This is a genomic window from Rhizobium sp. GCM10022189, from assembly GCF_042656325.1.
Lineage (GTDB): Bacteria > Pseudomonadota > Alphaproteobacteria > Rhizobiales > Rhizobiaceae > Rhizobium.
The window spans coordinates 226,646-242,458 of the sequence record NZ_JBHSOR010000057.1; the positions used below are offsets into that span (position 1 = coordinate 226,646).

Genomic DNA, 15,813 nt, shown 5'->3' on the forward strand with positions numbered 1-15,813 from the left:
CCTTGCCTCTCTCAGAGACCTGCTCCGCGAAGAAGCGCCACCGTCGCAACCCCGACCACGACGCTTGCCAGCATCGGCAGGCGGCTTGCGGCGATTGCCGTTGCCACGCAGGCCAGGGTCTCCGCCCAGCCGGTCGCAAAGGCGGTGGGGGCGATGACGGCCATCAGCACGGCCGGCGGGATGGCTTCGATCGCGGCTCGCCGGTTCTCGTCGATCTCCACGTAGCGGATCAGCACGAGGCCGCTGATGCGGGTGAAGATCGTCGCCACGGCCATGGCGAGGATGGCGAGCAGCGTGTTGAAATCGAGCGTCATGTGTGCTGCTCCCTTGCCCGGCCCCGCCAGAGCGCCATTGCCAGGCCGGCCAGCGCGCCGGCCGCGATATACCAGACACCGGGCACGAACTGGTGGACGGCAACGGCGGCAAGGCCGCTGGCGGCAAGCACGGCGCCCGTTTCCGGCCCCTTCCAGAAACCCATGACCAGCACGATGAAGACCGCCGGAAAGGCAAAGTCGAGGCCGATGACGGCGGGATCGCCGAGAAAGGCGCCAAGCAGCGCGCCTGCAAGCGACGAGCCCACCCAGGTCAGGTAGAAGGGCGCGACGATGCCGGCATACCAGGCCGGCGTCAGCCGCGTCGTGCCGGCGCGGAATTCCGCCATGGCCCAGAGTTCGTCTGCCAGGAAAAGCATGGCGACATAGCGCCTGATGCCGGGGAAGGCCTGCATCTTCGTGCCGATCGAGGCGCTCATCAGCACGTGGCGGATATTGACGAGCAGGGCCGCGAAACCGACGCCGATCCAGCTTGCCGGATGCGTCCAGATATCCATCGCCACGAATTGCGAGCCGCCGGCAAAGACGAGCGCGCTCATCAGCACCGTCTCCAGGGCGGAAAGCCCCTTGGTGGCCGAAACGGCGCCGAAGACGAGGCCGATCGGCAGGACGGCGACGATCAGCGGGAAAATGGCGCGCACGCCGCCCAGAAACTCGCGGATCGGACTTTTGCCGGCTGGCCGGCTCTGTTGCAGCATTGGCAACCTCCACATCAAGATGGCCGAGACGTAGAGCATTTCCGGCGAAAACGCAGTCGCCTTCAACGCTCCATCTCATTGTTTTCTCTACAATTCCGGACGCAAAACCGTTTCACGCCTTTGCTGGAATTGCTCTAGCCGGGAGCATGGAAGCCTGTATTGAACGAAAGTGATTTAGTGTCTTTCGCGGCCGGATTTAAGCATCCCGGCCAGAAGAGGCGCTAACCGGCGCGGAACTGGCCAGGCGTGACGCCGGTGCGCGACTTGAAGTGGCGGGTGAAATGCGCCTGGTCGGCAAAGCCGCATTCGACCGCGACATCGGCCGGCATGCGGCCTTCCCTCAGCAGCCGCCGGGCAACGAGCACGCGCCGGTCCGTCAGGAAGGCGTGCGGGGTAATGTGATATTCCCGGCGGAACGCACGGATCAGATGGGCGCGGCTCAGTCCCGCCACCCCGGCCAGTTCCTCAAGGCCGACATCGCTGTCGAAATTCTCGATCAGGTAATCGCGGGCGCGGGCGACGGCGCTGCGTTCCTTGGTATCGACGGGCACGACAAGCGTGCTGCCGTAACGGGCGAAGATCGCGGCCAGCACCGAGAACATGCTTTCATCGGATTCCAGCGCGCCGGCACCGCTTTCAAGGGTGCGATGGGCGATGTGGAAGGCTTTGGCAAGCTGCGGATCGCGCGGCAGCGGCCCGGCAAAGGACGGCGTCGCGTTGAAGGCCTTGCCGGTGACGTCTTCCAGAATATCGATGAAGAGCTTCGTGTCCGGGTAGATCATCCGGTAGCGATAGCCCTCGCCGCCGGGAGCGCCGTCGTGGACGACGCCGGGATCGATCAGATAGAGGTCGCCGGGGCCGGTCTCCTCCCGCCTGCCGCCCAGCGTGGCGATCTGGCTGCCGCTTTCGATCGCGCCGATGCTGAACGTGTCATGGGCGTGCGGCGCATATTCATGCGTGAGGAAGCTGGCGCTCAGGCACTCCATGTCGCGGAAACGGCTGTCCCGCCAGAAGCGGGCCGTTTCCACCTTGGCAAGCGGCATGGCCTCTGCCGCCTCTTTCTGCGATACGTTCTGCATCCCGCAAGATTAGCGCGGCGGCCTGCCTGCGTCTTGAACAAAAGTGATCGCATGTGAGGAAAGCCCGCTATGTCGCCCCCTCATGCTTTCTCTTTGCCACAATGGCCTCTAGAGTATTGGCAGCATTTTCCTTTCCCTTTCAGCGCGGCGATTCATGACAGATTTTTCCATCCCCTTCGAAGACGACGACCTTTTTGCTTCCGCCGGCCTGCGGCTGACCGTCGATCTGACGGCGCTCACCGACAACTGGCGGGACATGGCGCGGCGTTCCGGCAAGGCGCGCACGGCCGCCGTCGTCAAGGCGGATGCCTACGGGATGGGGATCGAGGATGCCGGCGAAGCGCTCTATCTCGCCGGCGCGCGGGATTTCTTCGTGGCGACCGTCGATGAGGGCGTGACGCTGCGCATGTTTGCCCCCGAGGCCCGCATCTTCGTGCTCGCCGGCATCTGGCCCGGCACCGAGCGGCGCTTCTTCGAAAACGACCTTGTGCCGATCATCGCCTCGGAAGAGCAGCTTGCCTTCTGGATGGCCGTGCTTGCCGACTACGGCGACTACCCTTGCGCGCTGCATGTCGATACCGGCTTCAACCGGCTCGGCCTGACGGTGGACGAGGCCATCGCGCTCGCCGACGACGTTTCGCGGCCGGCGAGTTTTTCGCCCGTGCTGGTCATGAGCCATCTGGCCTGCGGCGACGACCATTCCTCTGCCATGAACAGGCAGCAGCTTGAATCATTCCGCAGGGTTAGCGCCGCCTATGAAGGTATCGATTCAAGCCTGGCGGCCTCCGGCGGCATCTTCCTCGGGGACGACTACCACTTCGATCTTACCCGGCCGGGCATCGCGATCTATGGCGGGCAGGCCGTCAACGGCATGGCGAACCCGATGCGTCCGGTGGCAACGGCCGAGGCGCGCATCATCCAGGTCCGCACGGTCAAGGCCGGCGAAACCGTGAGCTACGGGCGGGCGCTGGAGCTTGGCCGCGACAGCCGGCTGGCGATCGTTTCGGCCGGTTATGCCGACGGCTATATGCGCAGCCAGTCGAGCGGGGGCGTGCCGTTGCGCCAGGCCGTGCCGCAGGGCGGACAGGGCTTCATTGCCGGCCACAAGGTGCCGGTCGCCGGCCGCATCACCATGGACCAGACGATCTTCGACGTGACCGACCTGCCGGACGGTGCCGTGCGCGCCGGCGACTATATCGAGCTTTTCGGCAAGAACATTCCCGTCGACGAGGCGGCGAAGGCCGCGGGCACGATCGGCTACGAGATGCTGACGAGCATCGGCCTGCGCCACGAGCGCAAATACGTGACGGCCGAGGAATAGCCTCAGCGGGTGGTGAGCGCGAGGCGGACGCCGAGCGCCACGAACAACGCGCCGAGACCGCGGTCGAGCCACAGGCCGATCTTGGCATTCTGCCTGAAGAGATCGGCAAGCCGCCCTCCCGCAAGGATCAGCGGCGGCTCGATGAAGGCGGCCACGACGATGATGAGGCCGCCGTGGACGGCAAGCTGCAGCCATGCCGGGCCTGCGCCCGCCACGACGAATTGCGGCAGGAAGGCGAGAAAGAAGATGGCAACCTTCGGATTGAGCAGCGAGACCAGCACGCCCTGCCGATAAATGCGCTGCCAGCCGAGCGTCTCGCCCGCCGCACGAACAAAACCGCCCTCGCCTTTCGAGCGCAGCGCCTGGATGCCGAGCCAGACGAGATAGATCGCGCCTATCCATTTGATCGTGGAAAAGGCGATGGCCGAGGCGGCAAGGATCGCCGACAGGCCGAAGGCGGCGAGAAGCACATGCATGCAGGCGCCGGTCCAGATGCCGAAAACGGCTGAGAAACCGGCGCGCGTGCCGCTCTTGATCGTGTGGCCGATGATGAAGGCCATGTCGGGACCGGGCGAGAGGTTCAGGAGAACCGCTGCCGTGAAGAAACCGATCCAGTGGGCGAGCGAATAATCGAGCATCACGTATCCTTTATCAGTCTGCGGATGTTGCCAGCCCGGCCGCTGATGGGAAAATCATTAGTTTTGATCGGTGCCGGAAGCCATTGTTCGAAACAATTCCAGCAAAAGTGCGCAGCGGTTTTGCCTCCGGGATTGCGCAAAAGCAAAGAGATGGAGCTGTCCATGTTTCGAAGAAAAAACGGATATGCTCTGGGGCGGAAATCCGATTCGGGCGCTTGCGTGCCCCTACCTGAAAGCAGTCATTGATGGCGAAGGCCAGAACACAATTCATCTGCCAGAGCTGCGGCGCGGTGCATAACCGCTGGGCCGGCAAATGCGACAATTGCGGCGAGTGGAACACGATCGTCGAGGAAGACCCGATGGGCGGCATCGGCGGCGGCCCGGCCAAGACGCCGAAGAAGGGCCGGCCGGTGGCGCTGACGGCGCTGTCGGGCGAGATCGAGGAAGCGCCACGCATCCATACCGGCATTTCCGAACTCGACCGCGTCACCGGCGGCGGCTTCGTGCGCGGCTCGGCGGTGCTGGTCGGCGGCGATCCCGGCATCGGCAAGTCGACGCTGCTCATGCAGGCGGCCGCAGCGCTGTCGCGGCGCGGGCATCGGATCATCTATGTCTCGGGCGAAGAGGCGGTGGCGCAGGTGCGTCTGCGCGCCCAGCGCCTGGCGGCGGCCGATACCGATGTGCTGCTGGCGGCCGAAACCAATGTCGAGGACATTCTGGCGACGCTCGCGGAAGGAAAACGCCCCGATCTCGTCATCATCGATTCCATCCAGACGCTCTGGAGCGAGCTTGCCGAATCCGCGCCGGGCACGGTGACGCAGGTGCGCACCGGCGTTCAGTCGATGATCCGTTTCGCCAAGCAGACGGGTGCGGCCATGGTGCTTGTCGGCCATGTGACCAAGGACGGCCAGATCGCCGGCCCGCGCGTCGTCGAGCACATGGTCGACGCCGTGCTCTATTTCGAAGGCGACCGCGGCCATCACTACCGCATCCTGCGCACGGTCAAGAACCGTTTCGGGCCGACCGACGAGATCGGTGTCTTCGAAATGTCGGACAAGGGCCTGCGCGAAGTCGCCAACCCGTCCGAACTCTTTCTCGGCGAGCGCAACGAAAAATCGCCGGGGGCAGCCGTCTTTGCCGGCATGGAGGGCACGCGGCCCGTGCTCGTCGAGGTGCAGGCGCTGGTGGCGCCGACTTCGCTCGGCACGCCGCGACGCGCCGTCGTCGGCTGGGACTCCGCCCGCCTGTCGATGATCCTTGCGGTTCTGGAAGCCCATTGCGGCGTGCGGCTCGGCCAGCACGACGTCTATCTCAACATTGCCGGCGGCCTTCGCATCTCCGAACCGGCGGCCGATCTGGCGGTGGCGTCGGCCCTCGTTTCCTCGCTTGCCGGTATTGCCCTTCCGGCCGATTGCGTCTATTTCGGCGAAGTCAGTCTGTCGGGCGCCGTCCGGCCGGTTGCGCAAACCGCCCAGCGCCTTAAAGAAGCCGAAAAGCTGGGGTTTTCGGCGGCTCTGCTCCCATCCGGCTCCGCCGACCTGCCGAAGGGCAGCGGCCGCTGGAGCGAGATCGAGAGCCTGCCGGATCTGGTCGCGCGCATTGCCGGATCGAAAGGGGCGCTGCAGCGTGTGGAAGAAGACGTTTGATCCTTCATCACCAATAGCGGAGATGCTATAGGATCAGCCAAAACAAGGCGCGACGCGGCCCGCAAGGCGGCAGTCTGGAGTGGAATTTATATGCCCATTACGATTTTCGACGGTATTGTCATCGGCGTCGTGCTCTTCTCCGCCGTATTGGCAATGGTCCGCGGCTTCTCGCGCGAAATCCTCTCGATCGCGAGCTGGGGCGGCTCGGCAGCCGCCGCCTACTATCTCTACCCCTATCTCGTGCCTTATGCGAAGAAATATACCGACGACGACCGCATCGCCATCGTCGGCTCGGCTGCCGTCGTCTTCCTGATCGCGCTGATCGTCATCTCCTTCATCACGATGAAGATCGCCGATTTCATCATCGACAGCCGCATCGGCGCGCTCGACCGCACTTTGGGCTTCCTCTTCGGCGCAGCGCGCGGCATACTTCTGCTCGTCGTCGCCGTTGCCTTCTGGAACTGGCTGGTCGATGCCGACCACCGCCCGGCCTGGGTCAACAATGCCAAATCGAAGCCGTTCCTGGATTCGCTCGTCGTTCGCCTGCAGGCGGTCCTGCCGGATGAATTCGCCCAGATGATCCAGAAGAGCATTACGGAGAAGCTTCAGGGCGCGCACACGACGGAAGAGAATGCGCCGGCCAGCGATCAGGCTCCGGCGGAAGACGCAGCACCCGCGCCTGCCAATGGCGCACAGCAGCCATCGAATTGACGCAGTGTTCACGAGCTTGACCCGCGGCCTGGCAATTGCCATTTGAGCGGGACGTAAGACCAAGGTCCGGCCGGGCATTCCGCTCTGCCGGGCCTCAGCCGTTTCAGAGCCGGCAAGCGGGCTTTGAGGCAGGTGCCGTTCGGCATGACCTATCGGAAAGCGCAGAGATTTCCGGTATCATGCTGCAGGAAAGCCGATCCATTCTTGTGAGAGCAGAGGCCCGCAGAAATGAACCAGTCCCATTCCTTCCCGATTGACGATCCGCTCGACGGAGATACGCTGCATGAAGAATGCGGCGTTTTCGGAATTCTGGGACATGACGATGCCGCGGCGCTGACGGCGCTCGGCCTGCACGCGCTCCAGCATCGCGGGCAGGAAGCGGCCGGCATCGTCTCCTTCGACGGCAAGCGCTTCCACCAGGAGCGCCATATGGGCCTCGTCGGCGACCACTATACCAATCCGATGACGCTCGCCCGCCTGCCCGGCAGCATCTCGATCGGCCATACGCGCTATTCGACGACGGGCGAAGTGGCGATGCGCAACGTGCAGCCGCTGTTTGCCGAACTGGAAGAAGGCGGCATCGCCATTGCCCATAACGGCAATTTCACCAACGGCCTGACGCTGCGCCGCCAGATCATCGCCACCGGCGCCATCTGTCAGTCGACATCCGATACCGAAGTCGTCCTGCACCTCATCGCCCGTTCCCGCCACACTTCCACCGCCGACCGCTTCATCGACGCCATCCGCCAGATGGAAGGCGGCTATTCGATGCTCGCCATGACGCGCACGAAGCTGATTGCGGCACGCGACCCCACCGGCATCCGCCCGCTCGTCATGGGCGAACTCGACGGCAAGCCGATCTTCTGCTCGGAAACCTGCGCGCTCGACATTATCGGCGCCAAGTTCATCCGCGACGTGGAGAACGGCGAGGTCGTCATCTGCGAAATCCAGCCCGACGGTTCGATCAGCATCGATGCCCGCAAGCCGAACAAGCAGCAGCCCGAGCGGCTCTGCCTGTTCGAATATGTCTATTTCGCCCGCCCGGACTCGGTCGTCGGCGGCCGCAACGTCTATACGACGCGCAAGAACATGGGCATGAACCTCGCCAAGGAATCGCCCGTCGATGCCGACGTGATCGTGCCGGTTCCCGATGGCGGCACGCCTGCGGCCCTCGGTTATGCGCAGGAAAGCGGCATTCCGTTCGAATACGGCATCATCCGCAACCACTATGTCGGCCGCACCTTCATCGAACCGACGCAGCAGATCCGCGCCTTCGGCGTGAAGCTGAAACACTCCGCCAACCGGGCGATGATCGAAGGCAAGCGCGTGGTGCTGGTGGACGATTCCATCGTGCGCGGCACGACTTCGCTGAAGATCGTGCAGATGATCCGCGAGGCCGGCGCCAGGGAAGTGCATATCCGCGTTGCGAGCCCGATGATCTTCTTCCCGGATTTCTACGGCATCGATACGCCTGACGCCGACAAGCTGCTCGCCAACCAGTATGCCGATGTCGAAGCCATGGCGAAATATATCGGCGCGGATTCGCTCGCCTTCCTGTCGATCAACGGCCTCTATCGCGCCGTCGGCGGCGAGGACCGCAACCCGGCCCGGCCGCAGTTCACCGACCATTATTTCACCGGCGACTACCCGACCCGCCTGCTCGACAAGAACGGCGAGTCCATGGGCAACAAGATTTCCATGCTCGCCAGCAACGGCTGAGGCGATGCTGTTGCGCTTTGACTTTCCGATCCGGGGCGCTTATTGCGCCCCTTATCTTATCAAGCACATGCGGGACCGGGGCAGATGAACATCAATCTTGAAGGCAGGATCGCGCTGGTGACGGGCGCTTCGCGCGGCATCGGCTATTTCACCGCCCTCGAACTTGCCAAGGCCGGCGCGCATGTGATCGCCTGCGCGCGCACCGTCGGCGGGCTGGAAGAACTCGACGACGCGATCAAGGCCGTCGGCGGCTCCACCACGCTCGTCCCCTTCGACCTCGCAGACATGGAAGCGATCGACCGTCTCGGCGGCTCGATCTTCGAGCGCTGGGGCAAGCTCGACATTCTCGTCGCCAATGCCGGCATGCTCGGCGTCATCTCGCCGATCGGCCATATCGAGGCGAAGGTGTTCGAGAAGGTGATGAACATCAATGTCAACGCCACCTGGCGCCTCATCCGCTCGGTCGACCCGCTGCTGACCCGTTCGGATGCCGGCCGCGCCGTCATCATGTCCTCGGGCGCGGCCCACAAGTGCCGCCCGTTCTGGAGCGCCTATTCGGCCTCCAAGGCCGCCGTCGAGGCGCTGGCGCGCACCTGGGCCGGCGAGACGCAATCGACGCCGCTGCGCATCACCAGCGTCGATCCGGGTGCCACGCGCACGGCCATGCGGGCGCAGGCGGTTCCTGGCGAAGACCCGATGAGCCTGCCGCATCCGTCCGAAGTGGCCAAAGCGATCCTTCCCCTGCTCGGCCCCGGCGTGACCGAGACCGGCAAGCTGTTCATCGTGCGCGAGAACAAGCTGGCGGATTACCGGCTGCCGGGCTGAGGCGATCCTCCTTCCCACATTTCGTGACGCAAACGACAATGTGGGAAATGGCTTGGCAACTCCCTTGACCAAACCCCGATCCCGCGCCATAAAACGCGTCATGAAAACGGTTACCTGCATTATTTGCCGGAAGATTATTCGCTAGCCCAAAGCTGGCCTGGCCGTTTTCGTCTCCCAAATGTCCAAGATGCGAAACGCCCCGGCCTGCCGGCGGCGGTTATTTTCTGCTTATGCATATTGGGAGAGTGAAATGGGCGGCACGCCGGAACTGAAGCTATACAACACGCTGACGCGGGAGAAATCGGTTTTCAAGCCGATCGATGCCGAAAACGTCCGCATGTATGTGTGCGGCCCGACGGTCTACGATTACGCCCATATCGGCAATGCGCGGCCGGTCATCGTCTTCGACGTCTTGTTCCGCCTGCTGCGCCATGTCTATGGCGAAAGCCACGTCACCTATGCGCGCAACATCACCGATGTCGACGACAAGATCAACGCGCGGGCGCTGCGCGACTATCCGGGCCTGCCGCTGAACGCGGCGATCCGGGCGGTGACGGAAAAGACCGAGACGCAGTTCCTCGAAGACGCCAGGGCGCTCGGTTCGCTGGAGCCGACCGTGCAGCCGCGGGCGACCGACAATATTGCCGAGATGATCGAGATCATCGAGCGGCTGATTGCGCGCGGCCATGCCTATCAGGCTTCGGGCGAAGTGCTGTTCGACACGAAATCGATGGCCGATTACGGCCAGCTTTCGAAGCGCAATCTCGACGAGCAGCAGGCCGGCGCCCGCGTCGCCGTCGATGCGCACAAGAAAAACCCCGGCGATTTCGTGCTCTGGAAACTCTCGGACGACAACGAACCCGGCTGGGAAAGCCCCTGGGGCCGCGGCCGGCCGGGCTGGCATATCGAGTGCTCGGCCATGAGCGGGCGCTATCTCGGTGACGTCTTCGATATTCACGGCGGCGGTCTGGACCTGATCTTCCCGCACCATGAGAACGAGATCGCCCAGTCGCGGTGCGCCCACGGCACGGACGTGATGGCGAATGTCTGGATGCATAACGGCTTCCTGCAGGTCGAGGGCCGCAAGATGTCGAAATCGGAAGGCAATTTCGTCACCATCTACGAGCTCCTGCACACGCAAACCTTCGCCGGCCGGCAATGGCCGGGCGAGGTGCTGCGCCTTGCCATGCTGATGACGCATTACCGCGAGCCGATCGACTTTTCGGTCAAGCGGCTGGAGGAGGCCGAACGCCTGCTTGCCAAGTGGCCGGCCGCCGAAGCCGGCGATGCCGAGCCGGACGAGACGGTGCTGAACGCGCTCGCCGACGATCTCAATACGGTCGCCGCCGTCCAGGCGCTGCATGCGCTGGCGCAATCCGGCAATGACGCCGTCTTCGCCGCCAGTGCCGCCCTGCTCGGCGTGCTGCCGAAGAAGACCGAGGTCGACGAGGCGGTGGCCGCGGAAATCGATGCGCGGGTCAAGGCGCGGCTGGAGCTCCTGAAGGCGAAGAATTTCGCCGAGGCCGACAAGATCCGCGAGACGCTTGCAGCCGAGGGCATCCAGCTCAAGGACGGCAAGGATGCGGCAACCGGCGAGCGCGTGACGACGTGGGAAGTGAAGCGCTAGGATGGTTTGGGCGGACGACGCGCGCACTCGACGCCTACAGTCCGACGGCTGGACCGTCCTGCGTTTCTGGAACGACGATATCCTCAAGGATATCGGCAATATATGCAGCCACATCATCCGCACCATCGGAAAGGACCTGCCATGACCGAGACTTACACCGGCGGATGCCAATGCGGGGCGATCCGGTTCCGGGCGCGGGGTACGCCGCCGGATTCGTCGATCTGCCATTGCCGCATGTGCCAGAAGGCGTTCGGCGCCTATTACGCGCCGCTGGTTTCCGTGCGCGGGATGGAATTCGAGTGGACCAGGGGGCAGCGCAAGACCTTCCGGTCGTCGAATTTCGTCAGTCGCGGCTTCTGCGGCGATTGCGGCACGCCGCTGACCTATGAGGCGCCGGACGGAATGTCGGTTTCCGCCGGGGCCTTCGACGATCCGTCGCAGCTGCCGCCGACCATCCAGTGGGGCGTGGAAGGCAAGATCGGCTTTGTCGATCACCTGCACGAGCTGCCGGCAGAACGCACCGAGGCGGATCTCGCTGCCGGCTCCTTCCTGCGTGAGATCGTCTCCTATCAGCATCCGGACCACGATACGCCGGTCTGGCCGCCGGAGGATCACCCGTGACGACGGAAATGGACCTGACCGGCGGATGCCAATGCGGCGCGGTTCGTTACCGGGCGCGCGGCGAGCTTGGCTATCCGCATGTCTGCCATTGCCGCATGTGCCAGAAGGCGGCCGGCAACTATTTCCTGCCGCTGGCAGCGGCCAGCCGCGGCGATTTCGCGCTGACGCGCGGCGAGCCGAAATGGTTCCACTCTTCCGGTCTGGTGCGGCGCGGCTTCTGCGGCGATTGCGGCACGCCGCTTTTCTACGATATTCCCGGCGCCGACTCCATCAACATCACGCTCGGCTCGCTGGATGATCCGCAGGCGGTAAGGCCGGTGATGCAATCCAGTCTCGACAGCAAAATGGTCTGGTTTCATGCGCTCGACGGCTTGCCTGTCGAGCCGGAACCGGAAACAACCGATCGCGAGGACAGGATCGCGGCGAGCAACCGCCAGCATCCGGACCACGATACAGCCCAATGGCCTTCAGGAGCAAATCCATGACCGAGACGACGAGAACAGGCGGCTGCCAGTGCGGCGCCGTTCGCTTCCGCATAACAGGCAAGCTCGGACGTCCGTCCATCTGCCATTGCCGCATGTGCCAGAAGCAGTTCGGCGGCTTCTTTTCCGCGCTTGTCACGGCGCCGGAAGAGGGCATGGAATGGACGCGCGGGGAGCCGGCCTATTTCCAGTCTTCCGTCAATATCGACCGCGGCTTCTGCCGGGATTGCGGCACGCCGATGACCTACCGTCATCCGGGCGGGCTGGAGCTTGCGATCGGCACGTTCGACGACCGCAGCGATCTCGCCCCGCAGATCCAGGTCAATTACGAGGCCCGCCTGCCCTGGGTCGAGACGATCTTCGACGCGCCCGTTCACAAGGACCCGGATTTCTATGCCCGGCAGGAGGCGATCATCTCCTTCCAGCATCCCGACCACGACACGGCCGTCTGGCCGGCGAAAGGCGTGAAGATATGACCGAAGTGCTGCGCACGCTCTATCCGGAAATCGAACCCTATGCCTGCGGCCATCTCGATGTCGGCGACGGCCATGTGCTCTATTGGGAGCGCTGCGGCACGCCGGGCGCCAAGCCGGCGGTCTTCCTGCACGGCGGCCCGGGCGGCGGCATTTCGCCGGTCCATCGCCGCGCCTTCGATCCCGCGCTTTACGATGTCATGCTGTTCGACCAGCGCGGCTGCGGCAAGTCGACCCCGCATGCGAGCCTCGAGGCCAACACGACCTGGCATCTCGTTGCCGATATCGAGCGGCTGCGCGAAATGGCCGGCGTCGAGAAATGGCAGGTCTTCGGCGGTTCCTGGGGCTCGACGCTGGCGCTTGCCTATGCCGAGAAACATCCGGAACACGTTTCCGAGCTCATCGTGCGCGGCATTTACACGCTGACGCGGGCCGAGCTCGACTGGTACTATCAGTTCGGCGTCTCGGAAATGTTCCCGGACAAATGGGAGCGTTTCGTGGCCCCGATCCCGCCGGAGGAGCGCCATGAGATGATGCTTGCCTACAATCGCCGCCTCACCGGTGCGGACCGTGACGTGGCGCTCGAGGCAGCCAAGGCCTGGAGCATCTGGGAGGGCGAGACGATCACGCTGCTGCCGGAAAAGGCCACGAGCGGCAAGTTCGAGGAAGCCGAGTTCGCCTATGCCTTTGCGCGCATCGAGAACCATTTCTTCGTCCATGCCGGCTGGATGGAGGAAGGCCAACTGCTGCGCGACGCGCACAGGCTGAAGGATATTCCGGGCGTCATCGTGCACGGGCGCTATGATATGCCCTGCCCGGCCAAATATGCCTGGCTGCTGCACAAGGCATGGCCGAAAGCCGAGTTTCACCTGATCGAGGGCGCGGGCCATGCCTTTTCGGAGCCCGGCATTCTCGACAGGCTGATCCGGGCGACGGACAGGTTTGCCGGGAAGAACTAGCAACGCGCCGAAAGGCCCGCTCACGAAGATCAAGGAACCCGCTCGCCGGGAGGAACCGACATGAAAGAACGCATCTACCTCTTCGACACGACGCTCCGGGACGGGCAGCAGACGCCCGGCATCGACTTTTCCGTCGAGGACAAGATTGCGATTGCCGGCATGCTGGACGAGTTCGGGCTCGACTATGTCGAGGGCGGCTATCCCGGCGCGAACCCGACCGACACGGCCTTCTTCGCCGAAAAGCGCACGAAGCAGGCCTCCTTCGTCGCCTTCGGCATGACGAAGCGCCCCGGCGTTTCCGTTTCCAACGATCCGGGCATTGCCGGCCTGCTGCAGGCCAGCAGCGACGCCGTCTGCTTCGTCGCCAAGAGCTGGGACTATCACGTGCAGGTGGCGCTCGGCTGCACCAACGAGGAAAATCTCGAAGCGATTGCCGACAGCGTCAAGGCCGCGGTTGCCGCCGGCAAGGAGGCAATGGTCGACTGCGAGCATTTCTTCGACGGCTACAAGGCCAATCCGGAATATGCGCTGGCCTGCGCCAAGACAGCTTATGAAAACGGCGCGCGCTGGGTGGTGCTGTGCGATACGAACGGCGGCACGCAGCCGCCGGAAGTGCGTGCCATCGTCGAGGCGGTGATCGCCTTCGGCGTGCCGGGCCACTGTCTCGGCATCCATGCGCATAACGACACCGGCCAGGCGGTCGCCAATTCGCTTGCCGCCGTCGAGGCCGGCGCGCGCCAGATCCAGGGCACGCTGAACGGCATCGGCGAGCGCTGCGGCAATGCCAATCTGGTGACGCTGATCCCGACGCTGGCGCTGAAAAGCGCCTATAATACCCGTTTCGAAACGGCGATCGATGCCGAGCGGCTGACCAACCTCACGCGCCTGTCGCATGCCTTCGACGAGCTTCTGAACCGCTCGCCGGATCATCAGATGCCCTATGTCGGCGCCTCTGCCTTTGCCACCAAGGCCGGCATCCATGCCTCGGCGCTGCTCAAGGATCCGCGCACCTACGAACATGTGCCGCCGGAAAGTGTGGGCAATTTCCGCAAGGTCATGGTCTCGGACCAGGGCGGCAAGGCCAATTTCATCAATGCGCTGAAGCGGCGCGGCATCGATGTCGCCAAGGACGATCCGAAGCTCGACCTCCTGATCTCCATCGTCAAGGAGCGCGAGGCCTCCGGCTATGCCTATGAGGGTGCCGATGCGAGTTTCGAGCTGCTGGCGCGCCGCACCATGGGCACGATCCCGCATTTCTTCTCGATCGACGGTTTCCGGGTGATGATCGAACGGCGCTTCGATTCCCACGGCCGCATCAAGATCGTCTCGGAAGCGGTGGTGAAGATCACCATCGACGGCCAGACGCTGATGTCGGTGGCGGAAGCCGAAGGCCCGGTCAACGCGCTCGATCTGGCGCTGCGCAAGGATTTCGGCAAATACCAGCACGAGATCGACGACCTCGTGCTGGCCGATTTCAAGGTGCGTATCCTCAACGGCGGCACCGAGGCGATCACCCGCGTTCTGATCGAATCCACCGATTCCAGCGGCGTGCGCTGGTGGACGGTCGGCGTGTCGGAAAACATCATCGACGCCTCCTTCCAGGCGCTGATGGATTCGGTCATCTACAAGCTGATGAAGAACCGGCAGTTGGCCGGCAAGATCGCGGCGGAGTGAGCGGCGAAGCAATTCCGGCAGAAGCGCGCAGCGGTTTTGCCGGAAGCTACAGGAGGCCCCAATCCTCCTGCGAATACCATTCGTCCCCTTCCCTCGGCCCCTTCCAGCGCATCCGCGTGACCCTTTCCATGCCGCCCCTGCGGAAGGCGGCTTCCAGCGCCCTGTAGGTTTCGGGCGTGCCGGAGGCGGCATGGCCCCAGACGAAGATCGTGGCGGTGAGATAGCGGGCGCGGAAATCGTCGTCGCTGCGCTGGATCAGGAAGAATCCGCCGCGGGCGCTGCACGGCCGCAGGGGGTCGTTGCCGCCGAGCGAGGGGGCAGACAGCGGAAAGATCAGCCTGCCGCCGGCAGCAAGCTTGTCGATCCACGCCTCGGCCGGCCTGTGGGCGGCGAAATTGACGTAGATCGCGTCGACGGGCGATTTCGGCCATTCCAGGCCGTTGCCGCAGATCACCTCGACATTGCCGTAGGGGGCGAGGCTGGCGGTTGCGCGAGCGGCAAGTTCCCTGTCGTATTCGATCGCCGTGACATGGCCGCGGCTGCCGACGAGATGCGACAGCATGGCGGTATAATAACCGCCGCCCGCGCCGATATGGCAGGCCGATTCGCCGGGCTGCGGCGCAAGCCAGTGAAGGCCGAGCGCATGCAGCGAAGGGCTGCCGTTGTTGACCTGCCGCTCTTCCTGCAGTGCAACCAGAATATCCTGATAGAGGACGGCGGGATCGGTGGACGGCATGTCCCGATAGCCGGTGCTGTTGGCCATGCGCCACGGCGGCGGCCCGAGAAAATCTTCCCGCGGCACCGCGGCAAAGGCCTGCCGCAGTCTCTCGTCGCCGGAAATACCCATCCTTGCCAGCATCCGGGTGGCATAGGCCTGCCGGCAATTCGCCAGTTCCGTCTCGGCCATGCCTGCCTCCTTTCATGGCGTTCGATTGACGATCCATTCAAGGAAATGAATTGGCCTATTCACGCCGCTTAAGCTAATGCGGATCAGAAACAGAACAAATA

Annotated in this window: 16 protein-coding genes and 1 pseudogene; 12 read left to right on the plus strand and 5 right to left on the minus strand. The window is 64.0% G+C overall.

The genetic code is table 11. From position 1 onward, the window contains the following. Positions 1-11: 11 nt before the first annotated feature. The 3 genes from ACFPWW_RS28355 to ACFPWW_RS28365 all read right to left on the minus strand — a co-directional run bounded on the left by ACFPWW_RS28355 (position 12) and on the right by ACFPWW_RS28365 (position 2,073). Positions 12-314: an AzlD family protein gene (locus ACFPWW_RS28355; protein ID WP_112565883.1), complete on the minus strand. Its 303-nt coding sequence runs from the start codon at positions 312-314 to the stop codon at positions 12-14. Next, positions 311-1,030, minus strand: a complete 720-nt coding sequence (locus tag ACFPWW_RS28360) for an AzlC family ABC transporter permease (RefSeq protein WP_112706138.1) — start codon at positions 1,028-1,030, stop codon at positions 311-313. The genes ACFPWW_RS28355 and ACFPWW_RS28360 overlap by 4 nt, the downstream gene beginning before the upstream one ends. Before the next feature lie 221 nt (positions 1,031-1,251). After that, positions 1,252-2,073 (minus strand): AraC family transcriptional regulator, encoded by an 822-nt coding sequence (locus tag ACFPWW_RS28365; protein WP_112706145.1) that lies wholly within the window; start codon positions 2,071-2,073, stop codon positions 1,252-1,254. Positions 2,074-2,263: 190 nt separating this feature from the next. Here ACFPWW_RS28365 and alr point away from each other — a divergent pair, with 190 nt between their 5' ends. Continuing rightward, complete coding sequence (alr, locus tag ACFPWW_RS28370; RefSeq protein WP_377314493.1) at positions 2,264-3,430, plus strand: alanine racemase; 1,167 nt, start codon at positions 2,264-2,266, stop codon at positions 3,428-3,430. Positions 3,431-3,432: 2 nt separating this feature from the next. Here the strand turns inward: alr and ACFPWW_RS28375 are convergent, their stop codons facing one another. After that, on the minus strand, positions 3,433-4,068 hold the full coding sequence (locus ACFPWW_RS28375; RefSeq protein WP_377314495.1) for a LysE family translocator: 636 nt from the start codon (positions 4,066-4,068) through the stop codon (positions 3,433-3,435). A 245-nt stretch (positions 4,069-4,313) separates the two neighbouring features. On the opposite strand from ACFPWW_RS28375, the gene radA reads away from it, so the two are divergent. The 11 genes and pseudogenes from radA to cimA all read left to right on the plus strand — a co-directional run bounded on the left by radA (position 4,314) and on the right by cimA (position 14,805). Then, on the plus strand, positions 4,314-5,714 hold the full coding sequence (gene radA, locus ACFPWW_RS28380; RefSeq protein ID WP_112565870.1) for a DNA repair protein RadA: 1,401 nt from the start codon (positions 4,314-4,316) through the stop codon (positions 5,712-5,714). Positions 5,715-5,804: 90 nt separating this feature from the next. Beyond that, positions 5,805-6,425, plus strand: coding sequence for a CvpA family protein (locus ACFPWW_RS28385; protein WP_112565867.1), 621 nt, complete (start codon positions 5,805-5,807; stop codon positions 6,423-6,425). Positions 6,426-6,653: 228 nt separating this feature from the next. Further along, positions 6,654-8,144: an amidophosphoribosyltransferase gene (gene purF, locus ACFPWW_RS28390; protein WP_112565864.1), complete on the plus strand. Its 1,491-nt coding sequence runs from the start codon at positions 6,654-6,656 to the stop codon at positions 8,142-8,144. An 84-nt stretch (positions 8,145-8,228) separates the two neighbouring features. Continuing rightward, positions 8,229-8,969, plus strand: coding sequence for an SDR family NAD(P)-dependent oxidoreductase (locus ACFPWW_RS28395; RefSeq protein ID WP_377314498.1), 741 nt, complete (start codon positions 8,229-8,231; stop codon positions 8,967-8,969). A 250-nt stretch (positions 8,970-9,219) separates the two neighbouring features. Then, on the plus strand, positions 9,220-10,596 hold the full coding sequence (gene cysS, locus ACFPWW_RS28400) for a cysteine--tRNA ligase (protein WP_377314500.1): 1,377 nt from the start codon (positions 9,220-9,222) through the stop codon (positions 10,594-10,596). A 13-nt stretch (positions 10,597-10,609) separates the two neighbouring features. Then, positions 10,610-10,741: pseudogene (locus ACFPWW_RS28405) on the plus strand (DUF559 domain-containing protein); the annotation flags it as partial. Further along, on the plus strand, positions 10,738-11,217 hold the full coding sequence (locus tag ACFPWW_RS28410; protein WP_112754381.1) for a GFA family protein: 480 nt from the start codon (positions 10,738-10,740) through the stop codon (positions 11,215-11,217). The pseudogene ACFPWW_RS28405 and the gene ACFPWW_RS28410, both read left to right, overlap by 4 nt. After that, positions 11,214-11,702: a GFA family protein gene (locus tag ACFPWW_RS28415; RefSeq protein WP_112754379.1), complete on the plus strand. Its 489-nt coding sequence runs from the start codon at positions 11,214-11,216 to the stop codon at positions 11,700-11,702. The genes ACFPWW_RS28410 and ACFPWW_RS28415 overlap by 4 nt, the downstream gene beginning before the upstream one ends. Next, a complete protein-coding gene (locus ACFPWW_RS28420) occupies positions 11,699-12,175 on the plus strand; it encodes a GFA family protein (RefSeq protein WP_112565847.1) in 477 nt (158 codons plus the stop codon). Before ACFPWW_RS28415 ends, ACFPWW_RS28420 begins: the two co-directional genes overlap by 4 nt. Continuing rightward, the gene (gene pip, locus ACFPWW_RS28425; RefSeq protein WP_112754377.1) at positions 12,172-13,131 is read left to right on the plus strand and encodes a prolyl aminopeptidase; all 960 of its coding nucleotides are present in this window, start codon (positions 12,172-12,174) and stop codon (positions 13,129-13,131) included. The genes ACFPWW_RS28420 and pip overlap by 4 nt, the downstream gene beginning before the upstream one ends. Positions 13,132-13,191: 60 nt before the next feature. Further along, on the plus strand, positions 13,192-14,805 hold the full coding sequence (cimA, locus tag ACFPWW_RS28430; RefSeq protein ID WP_113412438.1) for a citramalate synthase: 1,614 nt from the start codon (positions 13,192-13,194) through the stop codon (positions 14,803-14,805). 46 nt (positions 14,806-14,851) lie between these two features. Here the strand turns inward: cimA and ACFPWW_RS28435 are convergent, their stop codons facing one another. Continuing rightward, positions 14,852-15,712, minus strand: coding sequence for a protein-L-isoaspartate O-methyltransferase family protein (locus ACFPWW_RS28435; RefSeq protein WP_377314503.1), 861 nt, complete (start codon positions 15,710-15,712; stop codon positions 14,852-14,854). Between the last annotated feature and the right edge of the window lie 101 nt (positions 15,713-15,813).